Below are 14,120 nucleotides of genomic sequence, written 5' to 3'. Positions count from 1 at the left end.
AGCGGGCCTTGGCCCGCTCTTTTCTTTTTCGGCATCCTGTGCTGGATTGTGCCGCAAAGGAGATCGCCATGGGATTGCAGGATATTCAGGCCCGGATTGCCGCCGCGGTGCGGGCAGCCGGGCGGGCCGAGGGGTCGGTCTCGCTCATCGCCGTGTCGAAGGTGCAGCCGCCCGAACGGGTCGCGGCGATTCTGGCCGAGGGGCAGCGGCTCTTTGGCGAGAATTACGTGCAGGAGGCGGCGGGCAAATGGCCCGCATGGCGGGTGCAATTCCCGGGCGTGGCCGTGCACATGATCGGGCCGTTGCAGACGAACAAGGCCAAGCAGGCGGTGGAGCTGTTCGAGGCGATCCACACGCTCGACCGGCCGTCATTGGCCACCAAGCTTGCGTCTCTGGCGCAGGCGCGCGGGGCAAGCCCGAATCTGTTCGTGCAGGTCAATACCGGCGCCGAGCCGCAAAAGGCGGGGGTTCTGCCCGAGGCGCTGGATGCCTTCGTGGCCGAGACGCGGCGGCTGGATCTGCCGGTGGTCGGGCTGATGTGCATCCCGCCCGAGCAGGAAGACCCGGCTCCGCATTTCGCGCTGCTGGCCGAGATGGCGGCGCGGAACGGTCTGGCCGGGCTGTCGATGGGGATGAGTTCGGATTTCGAAGCGGCGATTGCCGCCGGGGCGACGCATGTGCGGGTCGGTTCGGCGATCTTTGGCGCGCGCGATTACGGCGCGAAGGCTTAAGCCTTGTCGGCGGACCGGGGCGCTGCCCCGGACCCCGGGATATTTTTCGCAAGATGAAAACAGGCGAGGTTCGGGATTTCGATCTCGGTGCCGGGTTTCAGGCTGCGGGCGAGCTTGATCAGATCGGCACGGCGCAGCGCAAGGCAGCCCGCGGTCGGGTAGCCAAGGCGGCGGTGCTGGTGCACGAAGATCGCCGAGCCCTTGCCGGGCGTCGCCTTCGGGTAATTCCAGTCCGTCACCAGAACGATGTCGTAAAGCGGATCGCGGCGGGCCAGTCGTTCATGGCTGGCCTTGAATGGCGCCGTGACCGGCTGGTTGTAGGCGGGGTGATCGGCGGCGTCGCACCACAGGTCCTGCGGTCCGATCGGCCTTGCCCAAGGTGCCGGGCGGGGCAGCCGGTCGGCGCGGTAAAGCAGCCCGACGATGCGCAACCGGCCAACGGGGGTGGCGCCGTCGCCCTCGCGCTTGGCGGTGGAAAGACCGCCGCGGCCGATCTGCACCGGGTGGCGACGGCCGTTGAACAGAAGTCCGGTGGCGGTCAGGCGGATCACAAGAGATGCCCCGATTTCGCGGCCTTGGTGGCCAGATAGGCGGCGTTATGGGCGCTTTGGCCGACCTTGAGCGGCACGCGCTCGGTCACCTCAATGCCGTGGGTTTCGAGCATCCGCACCTTGGCCGGGTTGTTGGTCAGAAGCCGCACCGATTTGAAGCCGAGTTTTTTCAACAGCGCCGCACCGATGCGGAAATCGCGCTCGTCATCCTCAAACCCCAGCCGATGGTTCGCCTCGACGGTGTCAAACCCCTGATCCTGCAAGGAATAGGCGCGCATCTTGTTCGCCAGACCGATGCCGCGGCCCTCCTGATTGAGGTAGAGCAGCACGCCCGCTCCCTCGGCGCCCATCTGCTGCAGGGCGGCATCGAGTTGCGGGCCGCAGTCGCATTTCAGCGACCCCATCACATCGCCGGTGAAACAGGCCGAATGCAGCCGCGCCAGCACGGGCTGCATCCGGTCGGGGGAGCCGATCTCGATGGCGTAATGTTCGGGGCCGCCATCGTCGGGGCGGAAGATATGCAGCCGCCCCTTTTCCGCCGCCCGCATCGGCACCCGCGCCGCGGCGACGGGGGCAAAGGCGGCCTCGGAGGACAGCAGTTGCAACACCTGCGCGGCGTCAAGGCCCGTCAGCCCCTCCGGCGCGGGCGTGGGCAGGGGCGCGAGCAGCGCGGCGGGCAGAAGTTGCGCCGTCTTGCACAGGCCGATCGCGGCCCGCGCCAGCCTGGCCTCGCCGCCGCGTTGGCTGGTCAGCGGCCCCTTCATCGGCACCCGCAGATCATCGGCCGGATCGGCCAGCGCTCGCAGCCAGGCGAGATCGGCGTCTTCGGGGACGGCGATCCGGGCCAGATCCCCGTCATAGACCCGGGCCTTCAGCGTCTCGGCCCGCCACGAGGTCAGCGCCAAAGTCAGCGGCCCTAGGCCGCGCAGGGCGCGCAGTCGCTCGGGCGAGAGCGTCTCGACAGCGACGGCCAGCATCTGCCCCGACAGCACGACAGGAAGACCGAGCCGCAGGTCGGCGCGGGCGCGGTTCACAAGTTCAAGGGCGCTCGGGCCGAGAAGGGAGGGCGTTTCCATGGCCGGAAGATAGCGGTGACTGAAACAGATTGAAACACTTCCCGCCCCTGCGTCACCCTTGCGTGAGAAAGATTTCACCTCCCTTGCCGCGGTCGTGATCAGGGTCCAGCTTGACGGAAACCGCAGCGAGACCGGGAGGCAAAGATGGCCGGGCTGAAGAAAATTCTTCTGGTGGATGACGACAGCGACCTGCGCGAGGCGCTGGCCGAGCAGCTGATCGCGACCGAGGAATTCGACGTGTTCGAGGCGGGCTCGGGCGCCGAAGGGGTCGAGAAGGCCAAGGGCGCGCTCTATGATCTGGTCATGCTCGACGTGGGCCTGCCCGACACTGATGGCCGCGAGCTGTGCAAGAAGCTGCGCAAGCAGGGGGTGAAATGCCCGATCATGATGCTGACCGGCCATGATACCGACGCCGACACGATCCTTGGGCTTGATAGCGGCGCGAATGACTACATCACCAAACCGTTCAAGTTCCCGGTGTTGCTGGCCCGCATTCGCGCCCAGCTGCGCACGCATGAGCAGTCGGAAGACGCGGTGTTCCAGCTTGGGCCGTATACGTTCAAGCCGGCGATGAAGATGCTGATCGACGCGAAGGACCGCAAGATCCGGCTGACGGAAAAGGAAACCAACATCCTGAAGTTCCTTTATCGGGCGCAGGATGGGGTGGTGGCGCGCGATGTGCTCTTGCACGAGGTCTGGGGCTACAACGCGGGCGTGACCACGCATACGCTCGAAACCCACATCTACCGGCTGCGTCAGAAGATCGAGCCCGATCCGTCGAATGCGCGGCTGCTGATCACCGAGTCGGGTGGCTACCGGCTGGTGGCCTGACGCAGGGCAGGAGCGGGGGTTTCACACCCCCGCACCCCCGTGGCGTATTTTGCCAAGGAAAGGCCGGGCGTTTTCTTGGCAAAACACGCCGGGGGCGGGCCACTTGCGGACGGGGGGCAGCGCCTCCCTATACCGTCGGGTGGATCTCGTCCTCGGCCTCTTCGAGGCTGATGCCCATCGCATTCAGCCCGTCTTCAAGGTAATCGGCCAGCATCGGGATGCCGAGAAGATAGTCCTCGGTCGGTGCCGTCGCCTCGACCTTGGCGGTCTCGAAAGCCTCGTCGAATTCCTCGGGTTCAAAGGTCTCGCGGCCGATCCACATCAACGCGGTCAGGGCGGCCTGCTCATCTTCGTTCAGCGCGGCGATGAAGGCGCGCAATTCGCGCGCTTGACCGGACCCCGGCACCTCGGCGTCGAATTTCCGGGCGTTGATGATCACATGGGCGATTTTCGACGGGCTGATCGGCAGCATGACACGTCCTCCTGTGGCGCCAGTCTCGCCCCGGATCGGCCGTGACGCAAGCGCCATCTCAGCTTTCGACGGGAAGCCGCAGGGGGGGCTCGGGGGCGAGTTCCTCGAAGTCGAAATTGTCGAGCCGATGCGCCCGTTTCCCGGCCTTTTCGGCGGAGGTCTTGATCTCTTCGATGTCGCGTGCGGCCATGCCGAAGTGGCGATCCAGATTGGCCACCCGCTCGCCCAGCCGCCCGACATCGGCATGCAGCGCGGCGAGTTCGCGCCGGATCGCCCCCGCCTGCGCCCGCATCCGCGCGTCTTTCAAAACGGCGCGCATCGTGTGCAGCGTCGCCATGCAGGTGGTGGGCGAGACGATCCAGACCTTGGCGGCAAAGCCCTCGCGCACCAGTTCGGGGAAATTCGCGTGCAGTTCCGCATAGACGGCTTCCGAGGGCAGGAACAAAAGCGCCCCGTCCGAGGTCTCGCCCTCGAGGATGTAGCGATCGGCAATGGCGCGGATGTGGGATCGCAGCGAGATCCGCATCATCCGCTGCGCCTCGATCAGCTGGCTTTGATTTTCGGCCCGGCGCAGGGCTTCGTAGGCTTCCAGCGGGAATTTGCTGTCGATCACGATCGGGCCGGGCGGATGGGGCAGATGGATCAGGCAATCGGCGCGGCGCCCGTTCGAGAGCGTCGCCTGCATCGTATAGGAATCGCGCGGCAGCGCCTTTTGCACGATGTCATGCAGCTGGATCTCGCCAAAGGCGCCGCGGGTCTGCTTGTTTGACAGAATATCCTGCAACCCCAGCACATTGCCCGAGAGCTTCTCGATATTCGCCTGCGCCTTGTCGATGGCGGCCAGACGCTGTTGCAGGTCGCCCAAGCTGCGCGCCGTGCGGGTGGCCGAGCCGTGCAGGCTTTCGGTCATCGCGCGATTCACCTCGGCCAGCCGGGCCTCCATCAGTTGCAGCATCCGGCTTTGGCTGGCGGCCTGCGCCTCCGACACATGATGCAGCCCGCCTGCAAGTTGGTGCTGGCCATCGGACAGCGCCTGCACCCGTTGCGCCAGATGCAGCAGGTTTCCCGCGAGCGGATCAAGCGCCTTTGCCGCGCGCAGGGACGCCCGCAGCATCATGAGGACGAGCAGCAGCAGCAAGACCGCCGCGCCCAAGGCACCCTGCACCAGCGGGTCCTGCAGGTCGATCACATGCGTGCCGATCTGGATCATGTCCGGCCGAACAGGCGTTCGATGTCGGAAAGCTTCAGCTCGACATAGGTCGGGCGGCCGTGGTTGCACTGGCCGGAAAGCGGCGTCGCTTCCATTTCGCGCAGAAGCGCGTTCATCTCCTCGACCCGCATCTGCCGACCGGAGCGGATCGAGCCGTGGCAGGACATGCGCGACAGAACCGCGTCGATCTTCGATTGCAGCCGCAGGCTGTCGCCCTGATCGGCGAGTTCGTCCAAAATATCCCGCAGCAAAGCCGCCGCGTTGATTTCGCCAAGGATCGCGGGGGTTTCGCGCACGGCGATGGCGCCGCCGCCAAAGGGCTCGATCGCAAGGCCAAGCCGGTGCAGATCGTCGGCGACCTCCAGCAGCCGGGCGGCATCGGCGGCGGAAAGCTCGACGATTTCGGGGATCAAAAGCGCCTGCGCCGCGATGCCCTTTTCCGCGCTTTGGGCTTTCAGCCGTTCATAGACCAGCCGCTCATGCGCGGCGTGCTGATCGACGATCACCATGCCGCGCTCGGTCTGGGCGATGATGTAGTTTTCATGCAGCTGCGCGCGGGCGGCGCCGAGCGGGCGGTGGATCAGCTCCGCCGTCTCGGGCGGCGGCGGCTCGACCCGCGCCGAGGGGGCAAAGGGCGCGGTGTAGCTTTGCGGCGCCTCGTCAAAGGCGGCAAGCGGCATCTGCGCGGCAAAGGCACTGCGGATCGCCCCGTAGCTTGGCCGCTCCATCTGATAGATGCGGGGTTGTGCCGGTTCGGGCTGCATCGCGCCTAGGGTGGCGGTGGCGACGGTCGAGGAGGACCGATGCCCCGATTGCGCCAGCGCATGGCGAATGCCGGTGACGATCAGGCCCCGCGGCACGCCCGCCTCGCGGAAGCGCACCTCGGCCTTGGCGGGGTGGACGTTCACATCGACCGACTCGGGATCGCAGGTCAGGAACAGCACGGCGGCCGGGTGGCGGTCGCGGGACAGCACATCCATGTAGGCGGCACGCAATGCGCCAAGCAGCATCTTGTCGCGCACCGGGCGACCGTTGACGAAGAGAAACTGCTCGATCGCGGCGCCACGGGAATAGGTGGGCAGGGCGGCATAGCCGGTCAGCCGGATGCCTTCACGTTCGGCATCCAAAGGCACGGCATTGTCGGCAAAGGCCCGGCCGAGGATGCGGCCGAGACGGCCCGAAAGCGCCCCGAACAGCTCGCCCTGTTCGGCATCGGCGCGGAAGATCTCGCGGGTGTCGGTGCCCGCGATCTCGCGCAGGGTGAAGCTGACATAGGGCTCGGCCATGGCGAGGCGCTTCACCGTGTCGGCGATCGCCTGCGCCTCGGTCCGGTCGGTGCGCAGGAATTTCAGCCGGGCAGGGGTGGCGTAGAACAGATCGCGCAACTCGACCACGGTGCCGCGATTGAGCGCCGCCGGTTTCACCGCGCTGATCTGCCCGCCCGCGACGGTGATCTGCGCGGCGTCATAGCCCTCGGCGCGCGAGGTGATGGTGAGCCGCCCGACCGCGCCGAGCGAGGGTAGCGCTTCGCCGCGAAAGCCGAAGGTGTGGATGTTCAGCAGGTCCGAGCCATCGATCTTCGAGGTGGCATGACGCGAGAGTGCCAAGGGCAGGTCTTCGGCGGTCATGCCGCAGCCGTCGTCACTGATGCGGATCAGCGTCTTGCCGCCGTCGGCATAGGCGACCTCGATCCGGCTGGCCCCGGCGTCGAGCGCGTTTTCGACCAGTTCCTTCACCGCCGAGGCGGGGCGTTCCACCACCTCGCCCGCCGCGATGCGGTTGGCGGCGGCGTCGTCAAGCTGGCGGATCACCGGGCGGGATGCGCCCATTTGGGGGGGCTGTGCGTTCATTCCACAAGGGATAGCACAGCCCGAAATCAAGCCCAACAGATTCGGACTTACTTCAGCCCCTCGGGCTGCCCGACGACGACGAAGCGCAGCCCGTCGGCCTTCAACAGCCGCTTCGCCACGCGGGCGATGTCGTCTTTCGTCACCGCATTGACCTTGTCGTTGCGGGTGTTGATGTAATCGACCGGCAGGCCGTTCAGCTGCATCCCGGCCAGAATGTCGGCAATATTGCCGTTGCCGTCAAAGCGCAGCGGATAGGCGCCGGTCAGATAGGTCTTGGCATCGGCCAGTTCCCGGTCCGAGACCTTGCCGGTCGCGGCCTTCGCCCATTCCTTCTTCACGATCTCGACCGCCTGCGCCACCTTGCCATTGGCAGAGGCGAAGCTGCCCTGCCAGGTCTCGGCCAGATCCTTCGGAACCAGATAGGTGTAGATCCCGTAGGTCAGGCCGCGCTTTTCGCGCACCTCTTCCATCAGCCGCGAGGAAAATCCGCCCGCGCCGAGGATCTCGTTGAAGACATAGGCGGGGAAGAAATCCGGGTCCGACATGGCCAGACCCTGTTCGCCAAAGATCACCGTCGCCTGCGGTGTGTCGAAGGGCACGACAGTGACGCCGCCAGTCAGGGCCAGATCGGCGCGCGGCGGCAGGGGGGCGCCGGTGGCTGGCAACTCGCCCAGAAGCTTGTCGAGCAGCGGGCCGAGGTCCGCGGGGGTAATGTCGCCCACGGCCGAAACCACCAGCCGGTCGCGCGCCATCACCCGGGCCTTGGCGGCGAACATGTCCTCGCGCGTCAGCGCCTGCACGCTGTCGACCGTGCCGTTCAGCGACGTTCCATAGGGGTGATCGCCGTAAGCCAGCTTGCGGAAGGTCTCGCCCGCGATCGCCTGCGGGTCCTGCGTGTCCGAGGCGATGATCGACAGCACCTGCCCCCGCACCCGATCGACCGAGGCCTGATCGAAATGCGGATCGCTCAGGGCGCCATGCAGCAGCTCCACCGCCTTGTCGCGGTTTTCGGTCAGCATGCGGGCGGAAATGCTCAGCGTGTCGTCATCGACGTCGAATTTGAAACTGGCGGCCAGTGCCTCTTGCGCGGCGGCAAAGCCCTGACTGTCGAGATCGGCCGAGCCTTCCTCGAGCGTCGCCGTCATCAGATTGATCGCGCCGCGCTTGCCCGGTTCGTCCAGACTGGCGCCGCCGCGGAAACGGATTTCCAGCGCGGTGAAGGGGATGTCATGCGCCTCGACCAGCCAGGCCTTGATGCCGCCGGGCGAGGTGACCTCTTCGATCTCGATCGCCGCGGCGGGCAGGGCGGAGAGCAGCGCCAGGGTCAGGGCGGCAAGCATGCGGAAGGGGGCGCGAAGGATCATTTCGTGGCCTCCGGGGTCAGGGCAGGTTCAGCGGCGGCTTGCGCCGGGGCGCCGCCCTCGGGTTCGGCGAAGACGGTTACCGATTGCGCCGGATCGAACAGCGCCTTCGCCGCCGCCATCACCTCGTCGGGGGTGACCGACATCAGCACTTCGGGCCAGGCCGCGATGTCGTCGATCGCGAAGCCCGAGGCCAGCGCCTCGCCATAGCGCTGCGCCAGCGCCTCGGTATCGTCCTGTTCGTAGATCTGGCTGGCGCGGATCTGCGTGCGGATGCGCTCGAACTGTGCCGGATCGATGCCATCCTTGAAGAAATCGGCCAGCGCCTTGTCGAGCGCGGCTTCGGCTCGGGGCAGGTCGACATCCTTCGCGGGCATCACGGCGAGCGAGAAGGTGGTCTTGTCGATCGACATGCCGTCATAGCCCGCCGAAACATGGATCGCATCGCCCGCCTCGAACACCAGTTTGCGGCCGAGAACCGAAGTCGCCATGTTGCCGCCCAGCAGTTCCGCCAGAATCGTCAGCGCGGCGGCCTGTTTCTGATCGCCCGGGTCACGCTCGGGCGCCAGATAGCTGCGCATCACATAGGGCTGGGCGATCCGGGGATCGCGGTAGACCATCCGCCGCTCGGCCAGCTGCGGCGGCTCCTGCGGGCGGACACGGGCGGGAATGTCGGCCGAGGGCGCGAGCGGGCCATAGTAGGTTTCGGCCAGCGTCTTCACCTGATCGGGTGTCACATCGCCCGCCACCACCAGCACCGCATCGTTCGGCGCATAGTAGCGGCGATACCAGACCAGGGCGTCGTCGCGGGTCAGTTCCTCCATCTCCTGGCGCCAGCCGATCACCGGCGTGCCATAGGGGCTGTTGAGGAATTGCGCCGCCCGCATCTGCTCGCCCAGAAGCGCCGAAGGATCGCTGTCGGTGCGCTGGGCGCGTTCCTCCAGAATCACCTCGCGTTCCGTCTTCCAGTCGTCCGGCGAGATCCGCAGGTTGCGCATCCGGTCGGCTTCCATCTTCATCACCAGTTCCAGACGGTCGGCGGCGATGCGCTGGTAATAGGCGGTGTAGTCATAGCTGGTGAAGGCATTGTCCGAGCCGCCATTCGCGGCCACGACCTTCGACAGCTCGCCCGCCGCCATCGTGTCGGTGCCCTTGAACATCAGGTGTTCAAGGTAATGGGCAATGCCCGACTTGCCGCGAACCTCGTCGGCAGAGCCAGCCTTGTACCAGACCATCTGCACCACGACCGGGGCGCGGTGATCCTCGATCACCACGGCTTCAAGGCCGTTTGGCAGGGTAAAATGGGTCACCGGCGCGGCCTCGGCGCCAAGGGCGGTCGCCGTCAGGAACAGTCCGGCAAGCATCGTGCGCATGGGCACCTCCGTCGATCTGGCGTCAGGGTAGTCCCACCGCCGCCACAGGCAACCGGGGCCGGAAGGGGCTGACGCAGGTTTGATCGGCCGTTACGGCAACGAGTCCTGCGCCGAGCCCGAGGGCGGGGCCGCCGGCGTGCGCAGGCCAAGCTTGCGCCAGCGGTCCAGTTCGGCCTGCTGGTCAAGCGACATCGGCCGGTAGGCCTTGAGGTAGACGTTGATGTTGAAGAGCCGCTCGAGCAGGCGGCCGTCATGCTTGCGCCGCCAGTCGAGATCTTCGGCGGCAAGCTGGTCGCGAATCTGGCCATCGACGCCGAAGCGGTCGGCATGGGACAAAAGCCCGCCATCGCCCGCGGTGCTGCCCTTGGCGGTCACCCGCTCGGGGTTGCCGCCCAGCGCGGCGATCGCATCGGCTTCGGGCGTCGGATCGGTGAGGCTGGTGCCGCCCGGCGTCGGCTGGGGCAGCTCGGTCAGGCTGTCAGGCATCGCCAGCGGCTTCGTCGGCAGGATGCCGAATTCGTCCGGGCCCGAGGTGGTCGAGCGCAGATGCATCAGCTCGGGTTGCTTGTCCTTCGCGCCGCAGCCGCCAAGGGCCAGCGCCGTCACCAGCGCAATCCCGAGCGTTCCAGACACCGATCGCATGCAGCACCCCATCGTCGTTTGTCCCGTCTTAGCCTATCACTCTGCGCGCGTCACGTCCCAAAGGCGTCACGCCCGGCCGGACTTGCTGTCGCCGGTGAACAGCACCAGACCCGCCGCGCCGAGGAAGATGGCGATGTCGGCGACGTTGAAGGAAAACGGGTTGTCCCAGAACGGCGCCGAGACATTGAGGAAATCGGCGACCGCGCCATAGGCGATGCGGTCGATCACGTTTCCGAGCGCGCCGCCGATCAGCAGACCCGCCGCCAGCTGCACCCGCCCTTCGTGCGGACGCCGGGTCACCCAATGCCAGACCCAGGCCGAGATCAGCAGCGCCATCACCACCAAGGCCCAGCGGGTGATCGCATCCTCGCCCGCGAACAGGCCGAAGTTGATGCCGCGGTTCCAGGCCATGCGCAGGTTGAGCCACGGCGGCAGCACCGCCATCTGTCCGATCCGGTCCAGCCCGAGCCCCTGCACGACCAGGAATTTCGATCCCTGATCGAGCAGCAGCACGAAGGCCGCGATCCGCGCCATCAGTCGCATGATGCCTCAGTGCCGGAAATGGCGCATGCCGGTGAAGACCATCGCCAGACCGCGCTCGTTCGCGGCGTCGATCACGTCCTGATCGCGCATCGAGCCGCCGGGCTGGATGATCGCCGTCGCGCCCGCCTCGGCCGCGGTGATCAGACCGTCGGCAAAGGGGAAGAACGCGTCGGACGCCACGACCGAGCCCTTGGTCAGCGGGCCGGAGAGGCCCATCACTTCGGCCATGTCCTCGGCCTTGCGGGCGGCGATCCGGGTGCTGTCGACGCGGCTCATCTGGCCCGCGCCGACGCCGACGGTGGCGCCGTCCTTGACGTAGATGATCGCGTTCGACTTGACGTGCTTGGCGACCTTCCACGCAAACAGCAGGTCTTTCAGTTCCTGTTCGCTCGGCGCGCGCTTGGTGACGACCTTCAGATCATCCATCGAGATCGCGCCATTGTCCTTGCCCTGAACAAGGAAGCCGCCCGCCACCTGCCGGAAGCTGGTGATCGCGGCTTTCGGATCGGGCAGGGCGCCCGTGGTCAAGAGGCGCAGGTTCTTCTTCGCGGCAAAGATCGCCTTGGCCTCGTCGCTCGCCTCGGGGGCGATGACGACTTCGGTGAAGATCTTGCAGATTTCTTCCGCCGTCGCGGCGTCGAGCGTCTGGTTCAGCGCGATGATGCCGCCAAAGGCCGAGGTGCGGTCGCAGTCGAACGCCCGGGTGTAAGCCTCGAGCATCGTCTTGCCAGTCGCGACGCCGCAGGGGTTGGCGTGCTTGATGATCGCGCAGGCCGGGGCGTCGGTCGGGAATTCCGCCACCAGTTCAAAGGCTGCGTCGGTGTCGTTGATGTTGTTGTAGCTCAGTTCCTTGCCCTGATGCTGCTTGGCCGTCGCCACCCCCGGACGGGCCGAGCCGTCCAGATAGAAGGCCGCCGACTGATGCGGGTTTTCGCCGTAGCGCAGGGTCTGCGCGAGCGTCCCGGCAAAGGCGCGGCGGCGCGGGGCGTTCTCGCCGATCGCCTGCGCCATCCAGGTCGAGACGGCGGCATCATAGGCGGCGGTGCGGGCATAGGCGATCTGCGCCAGCCGCTGCCGGAAGGCGAGCGTCGTCTTGCCGTCGTTGGCATCGAGTTCCGCCAGCACGGCGGCGTAATCCTCGACATCGACCACGGTCGCGACGAAAGCATGGTTCTTCGAGGCCGCGCGGATCATCGCCGGGCCGCCGATGTCGATATTCTCGATGCAGTCGTCATAGTCGCCGCCCTTGGCGACGGTGGCCTCGAACGGGTACAGGTTCACCACCAGCAGATCGATCACCTCGATGCCGTGGGTTTCCATCGCGGTCAGGTGCTCGGTGTTGTCGCGCAGCGCCAGCAGGCCGCCATGCACCTTCGGGTGCAGCGTCTTCACCCGGCCGTCCATCATCTCGGGGAAGCCGGTCACTTCCGACACGTCGCGCACCGACAGCCCCGCTTCGCGCAGCGTCTTCGCCGTGCCGCCGGTCGAGAGCAGTTCGACCCCGCGCGCGGCCAGCGCACGGGCGAAATCGACCAGACCGGTCTTGTCGGAAACCGAAAGCAGGGCACGGGTGAGCGGAACGGGACGGGTCACGAGACTTTCCTTCTTTGCAAGGGCCGTCGCGGCCCGTGGTCAGGGAGCGGGAGAGGGCGGTGTGGGCTCGCCCGGATTGGCGCCGGGCGTATCCTGAGCCTTGGCCAAGGTCCAGCCGATTTGCAGCACAGGCTCCTGCAAACGGCCCGAAAGCACGATTTGTTGCGTCGCGCGCGGGCGCAAACGGCCCTTTTCCAGATAGACCGAGGGGTCGAGCGTCAGATCGACCGGGCCATCGAAGCGGAAAACCCAGATTTCCCCGGATTTGAGCGCCATCGACACCGCCCAGCCGCCCATGTCGAGCGTCGCATCGACCTCGGGGTGGACGTGGAAACGAATCTGAAACGGAATGCCGCGCAGGGCATCGGCCTGAAACACCGTCTCGAAGCGGGCCTTGTCGGCGCTGGTCATCGCGCCAAGCGTGTCTGTGCCCTTCAGGCTGTTGCCGTCGGGGGCAAGCTCCAGCTCGCGGATATGGGTCAGCCCGTGGGTGATCAGATAGCCGTCATGGCCGAAAAGCGCATGCCGGGCCGGGTCGGTTTCCGGCCGCATCCAGACTTCCGAGGGTGTTTCCTCGAGCCAGGTCCGCATCGCCGCGCCCGTGCGGCGGGCGGGACCAAGCCGCGACGACGAATAGCCCTCGATCGCCAGCGTCGAATGGCTGGGCGTGGCCCGACCGGCGCGGTGCCAGTCGGGGCCGAACATCGCGCCCGAGCCGCAACTGACGATCAGGGGCCAGCGCCCCGAGGTCATCTCGAAGGCCAGCGTCGAGGCATGGGCATTGGCCGAGGCGGCGCCCTTGGGCGGCGGCGCGGCATCGACGATCAGGCTGGTGCGCCCGGCATGCAGCCGCACAAAGCCCATCGCCAGCCCTTGCCGCGCCACGGCCCGGGTGCCCGAGGCATTCAGCGCCGCATCGAGCCGCCCCTCGGCGCCGCGGCCCCCGCCATGAAACCGCGCCAGCCCGCCATCGGAATGGCGCAGCGCCCGCAGCGTCGGCGCGATCCGCGCGATCGCGGCCAGATGCGCGGGCAGGGGCGTGCGCCCGGCCGCGGTCATCGCATCGGCGGCCCATAGAAGCAGCGTCAGGACCTCCAGCAATTCCTCGGGGTTGCGGGTGGGAATGCCGCCCGCCGCGTCGATGTCTTCGGCGCATTCCTCGGCCAGCGCCTCGGCGGCGGCCGTCGCATGGACCTCCATCCCGGTCAGCGCGAGGCTCGCATAGATCAGCCCGGTCAGCGCCTCGACCCGCGGCAGGCCGGGGCTCGCCGAACGCCAGCGCCGCGCCAGAAACAGCGTCTGCTGGCCCAGGGTGCGGAAGAAGGCCTGCGCCTCGGCCTTGTCGCGACCGTTGAGCAGGAACAGCGCATGGTTGATCAGCCGGATCAACCGCCGCCCGGTCAAGTCCGGCGTCCAGCCCGGCCCCTTGGCAGTGCCGAAGCGGGCGATCCAATCAAAGACCCAGGCCTGCGCCCGTTCCCGCGCGGGCCGGTCGCCCACCGCGGCGAGATCGTCGAGCCAGGTGCAGCCCTGCAGCGCCTCTTCGAAGCTCGGATCGGGCATCGGCAGATCCCAGATCGAGCGATCGGCGCCCTCGACCAGAAACCCCGCAAACAGGAAATTTCCCGCGATCATCTGCCGTCCGCGGGCAAACGAGCCGATCGAGCGCGGCTCGGGCTGGCTGACGAAGCCGGTCGCGGGGCTGGCCTTGGCGGCACGACGCGCGGCCAGCCGGTCCAGCCAGCCCGTCAGCCGCCCACGCGACTCGGCCCGAGAGGATTTGCCCTTGCCCGCAGTCATCGCACCCGCCATCGGAGTTGAACCGTCATGCCTTTTGTTGAGTTTGGCGCAGCTTAAAGCTGCGGCCTGGTCCTGTCATGGTCTGAA

Annotated in this window: 13 protein-coding genes; 2 read left to right on the top strand and 11 right to left on the bottom strand. The window is 67.1% G+C overall.

Features of this window, described 5'->3' with window-relative positions; genetic code table 11:
- The first annotated feature begins 68 nt into the window (after window positions 1-68).
- The gene (locus C8J30_RS03420) at window positions 69-731 is read left to right on the top strand and encodes a YggS family pyridoxal phosphate-dependent enzyme (protein WP_110804696.1); all 663 of its coding nucleotides are present in this window, start codon (window positions 69-71) and stop codon (window positions 729-731) included.
- Here the strand turns inward: C8J30_RS03420 and C8J30_RS03415 are convergent.
- Window positions 728-1,282, bottom strand: a complete 555-nt coding sequence (locus C8J30_RS03415; RefSeq protein WP_110804336.1) for a L,D-transpeptidase family protein — start codon at window positions 1,280-1,282, stop codon at window positions 728-730. The two genes, C8J30_RS03420 and C8J30_RS03415, sit on opposite strands and share 4 nt — an antisense overlap.
- The gene (gene ribA / locus C8J30_RS03410) at window positions 1,279-2,358 is read right to left on the bottom strand and encodes a GTP cyclohydrolase II (protein WP_110804335.1); all 1,080 of its coding nucleotides are present in this window, start codon (window positions 2,356-2,358) and stop codon (window positions 1,279-1,281) included. The genes C8J30_RS03415 and ribA overlap by 4 nt, the downstream gene beginning before the upstream one ends.
- Before the next feature lie 144 nt (window positions 2,359-2,502).
- On the opposite strand from ribA, the gene C8J30_RS03405 reads away from it, so the two are divergent.
- The gene (locus C8J30_RS03405; RefSeq protein WP_013066010.1) at window positions 2,503-3,189 is read left to right on the top strand and encodes a response regulator transcription factor; all 687 of its coding nucleotides are present in this window, start codon (window positions 2,503-2,505) and stop codon (window positions 3,187-3,189) included.
- Between the two features lie 127 nt (window positions 3,190-3,316).
- Here the strand turns inward: C8J30_RS03405 and C8J30_RS03400 are convergent, their stop codons facing one another.
- The 9 genes from C8J30_RS03400 to C8J30_RS03360 form a co-directional block, all read right to left on the bottom strand.
- The gene (locus C8J30_RS03400) at window positions 3,317-3,661 is read right to left on the bottom strand and encodes a DUF3775 domain-containing protein (RefSeq protein ID WP_110804334.1); all 345 of its coding nucleotides are present in this window, start codon (window positions 3,659-3,661) and stop codon (window positions 3,317-3,319) included.
- 58 nt (window positions 3,662-3,719) lie between these two features.
- A complete protein-coding gene (locus C8J30_RS03395; RefSeq protein WP_110804333.1) occupies window positions 3,720-4,871 on the bottom strand; it encodes a DNA recombination protein RmuC in 1,152 nt (383 codons plus the stop codon).
- The gene (gene mutL / locus C8J30_RS03390; RefSeq protein ID WP_245909697.1) at window positions 4,868-6,700 is read right to left on the bottom strand and encodes a DNA mismatch repair endonuclease MutL; all 1,833 of its coding nucleotides are present in this window, start codon (window positions 6,698-6,700) and stop codon (window positions 4,868-4,870) included. Before mutL ends, C8J30_RS03395 begins: the two co-directional genes overlap by 4 nt.
- Before the next feature lie 68 nt (window positions 6,701-6,768).
- Complete coding sequence (locus C8J30_RS03385; RefSeq protein WP_110804331.1) at window positions 6,769-8,085, bottom strand: M16 family metallopeptidase; 1,317 nt, start codon at window positions 8,083-8,085, stop codon at window positions 6,769-6,771.
- Window positions 8,082-9,455, bottom strand: a complete 1,374-nt coding sequence (locus C8J30_RS03380) for a M16 family metallopeptidase (RefSeq protein ID WP_110804330.1) — start codon at window positions 9,453-9,455, stop codon at window positions 8,082-8,084. The genes C8J30_RS03385 and C8J30_RS03380 overlap by 4 nt, the downstream gene beginning before the upstream one ends.
- 90 nt (window positions 9,456-9,545) lie before the next feature.
- Window positions 9,546-10,097: a DUF3035 domain-containing protein gene (locus tag C8J30_RS03375; protein ID WP_110804329.1), complete on the bottom strand. Its 552-nt coding sequence runs from the start codon at window positions 10,095-10,097 to the stop codon at window positions 9,546-9,548.
- Between the two features lie 66 nt (window positions 10,098-10,163).
- Complete coding sequence (lspA, locus tag C8J30_RS03370) at window positions 10,164-10,640, bottom strand: signal peptidase II (RefSeq protein WP_110804328.1); 477 nt, start codon at window positions 10,638-10,640, stop codon at window positions 10,164-10,166.
- Between the two features lie 6 nt (window positions 10,641-10,646).
- Entirely contained in the window at window positions 10,647-12,233 is a 1,587-nt protein-coding gene (gene purH, locus C8J30_RS03365; RefSeq protein WP_110804327.1) for a bifunctional phosphoribosylaminoimidazolecarboxamide formyltransferase/IMP cyclohydrolase, read from the bottom strand.
- 39 nt (window positions 12,234-12,272) lie between these two features.
- Window positions 12,273-14,033: a heparinase II/III family protein gene (locus C8J30_RS03360; RefSeq protein ID WP_110804695.1), complete on the bottom strand. Its 1,761-nt coding sequence runs from the start codon at window positions 14,031-14,033 to the stop codon at window positions 12,273-12,275.
- Between the last annotated feature and the right edge of the window lie 87 nt (window positions 14,034-14,120).

Origin of the sequence: Rhodobacter viridis (assembly GCF_003217355.1) — a bacterium.
Taxonomy (GTDB): Bacteria; Pseudomonadota; Alphaproteobacteria; order Rhodobacterales; family Rhodobacteraceae; genus Rhodobacter; species Rhodobacter viridis.
The sequence above is the reverse complement of the archived record's forward strand: the minus strand, read 5'-3'. Positions and strand labels throughout refer to the sequence as shown.

Bases quoted from the DNA above. Each gene is read 5' to 3' on its own strand.
- C8J30_RS03420 (WP_110804696.1), top strand. From the start codon at position 69: ATGGGATTGCAGGATATTCAGGCCCGGATTGCCGCCGCGGTGCGGGCA.
- ribA (WP_110804335.1), bottom strand. From the start codon at position 2,358: ATGGAAACGCCCTCCCTTCTCGGCCCGAGCGCCCTTGAACTTGTGAAC.
- C8J30_RS03405 (WP_013066010.1), top strand. From the start codon at position 2,503: ATGGCCGGGCTGAAGAAAATTCTTCTGGTGGATGACGACAGCGACCTG.
- C8J30_RS03400 (WP_110804334.1), bottom strand. From the start codon at position 3,661: ATGCTGCCGATCAGCCCGTCGAAAATCGCCCATGTGATCATCAACGCC.
- C8J30_RS03395 (WP_110804333.1), bottom strand. From the start codon at position 4,871: ATGATCCAGATCGGCACGCATGTGATCGACCTGCAGGACCCGCTGGTG.
- mutL (WP_245909697.1), bottom strand. From the start codon at position 6,700: ATGGGCGCATCCCGCCCGGTGATCCGCCAGCTTGACGACGCCGCCGCC.
- C8J30_RS03385 (WP_110804331.1), bottom strand. From the start codon at position 8,085: ATGATCCTTCGCGCCCCCTTCCGCATGCTTGCCGCCCTGACCCTGGCG.
- C8J30_RS03380 (WP_110804330.1), bottom strand. From the start codon at position 9,455: ATGCGCACGATGCTTGCCGGACTGTTCCTGACGGCGACCGCCCTTGGC.
- C8J30_RS03375 (WP_110804329.1), bottom strand. From the start codon at position 10,097: ATGCGATCGGTGTCTGGAACGCTCGGGATTGCGCTGGTGACGGCGCTG.
- lspA (WP_110804328.1), bottom strand. From the start codon at position 10,640: ATGCGACTGATGGCGCGGATCGCGGCCTTCGTGCTGCTGCTCGATCAG.
- C8J30_RS03360 (WP_110804695.1), bottom strand. From the start codon at position 14,033: ATGACTGCGGGCAAGGGCAAATCCTCTCGGGCCGAGTCGCGTGGGCGG.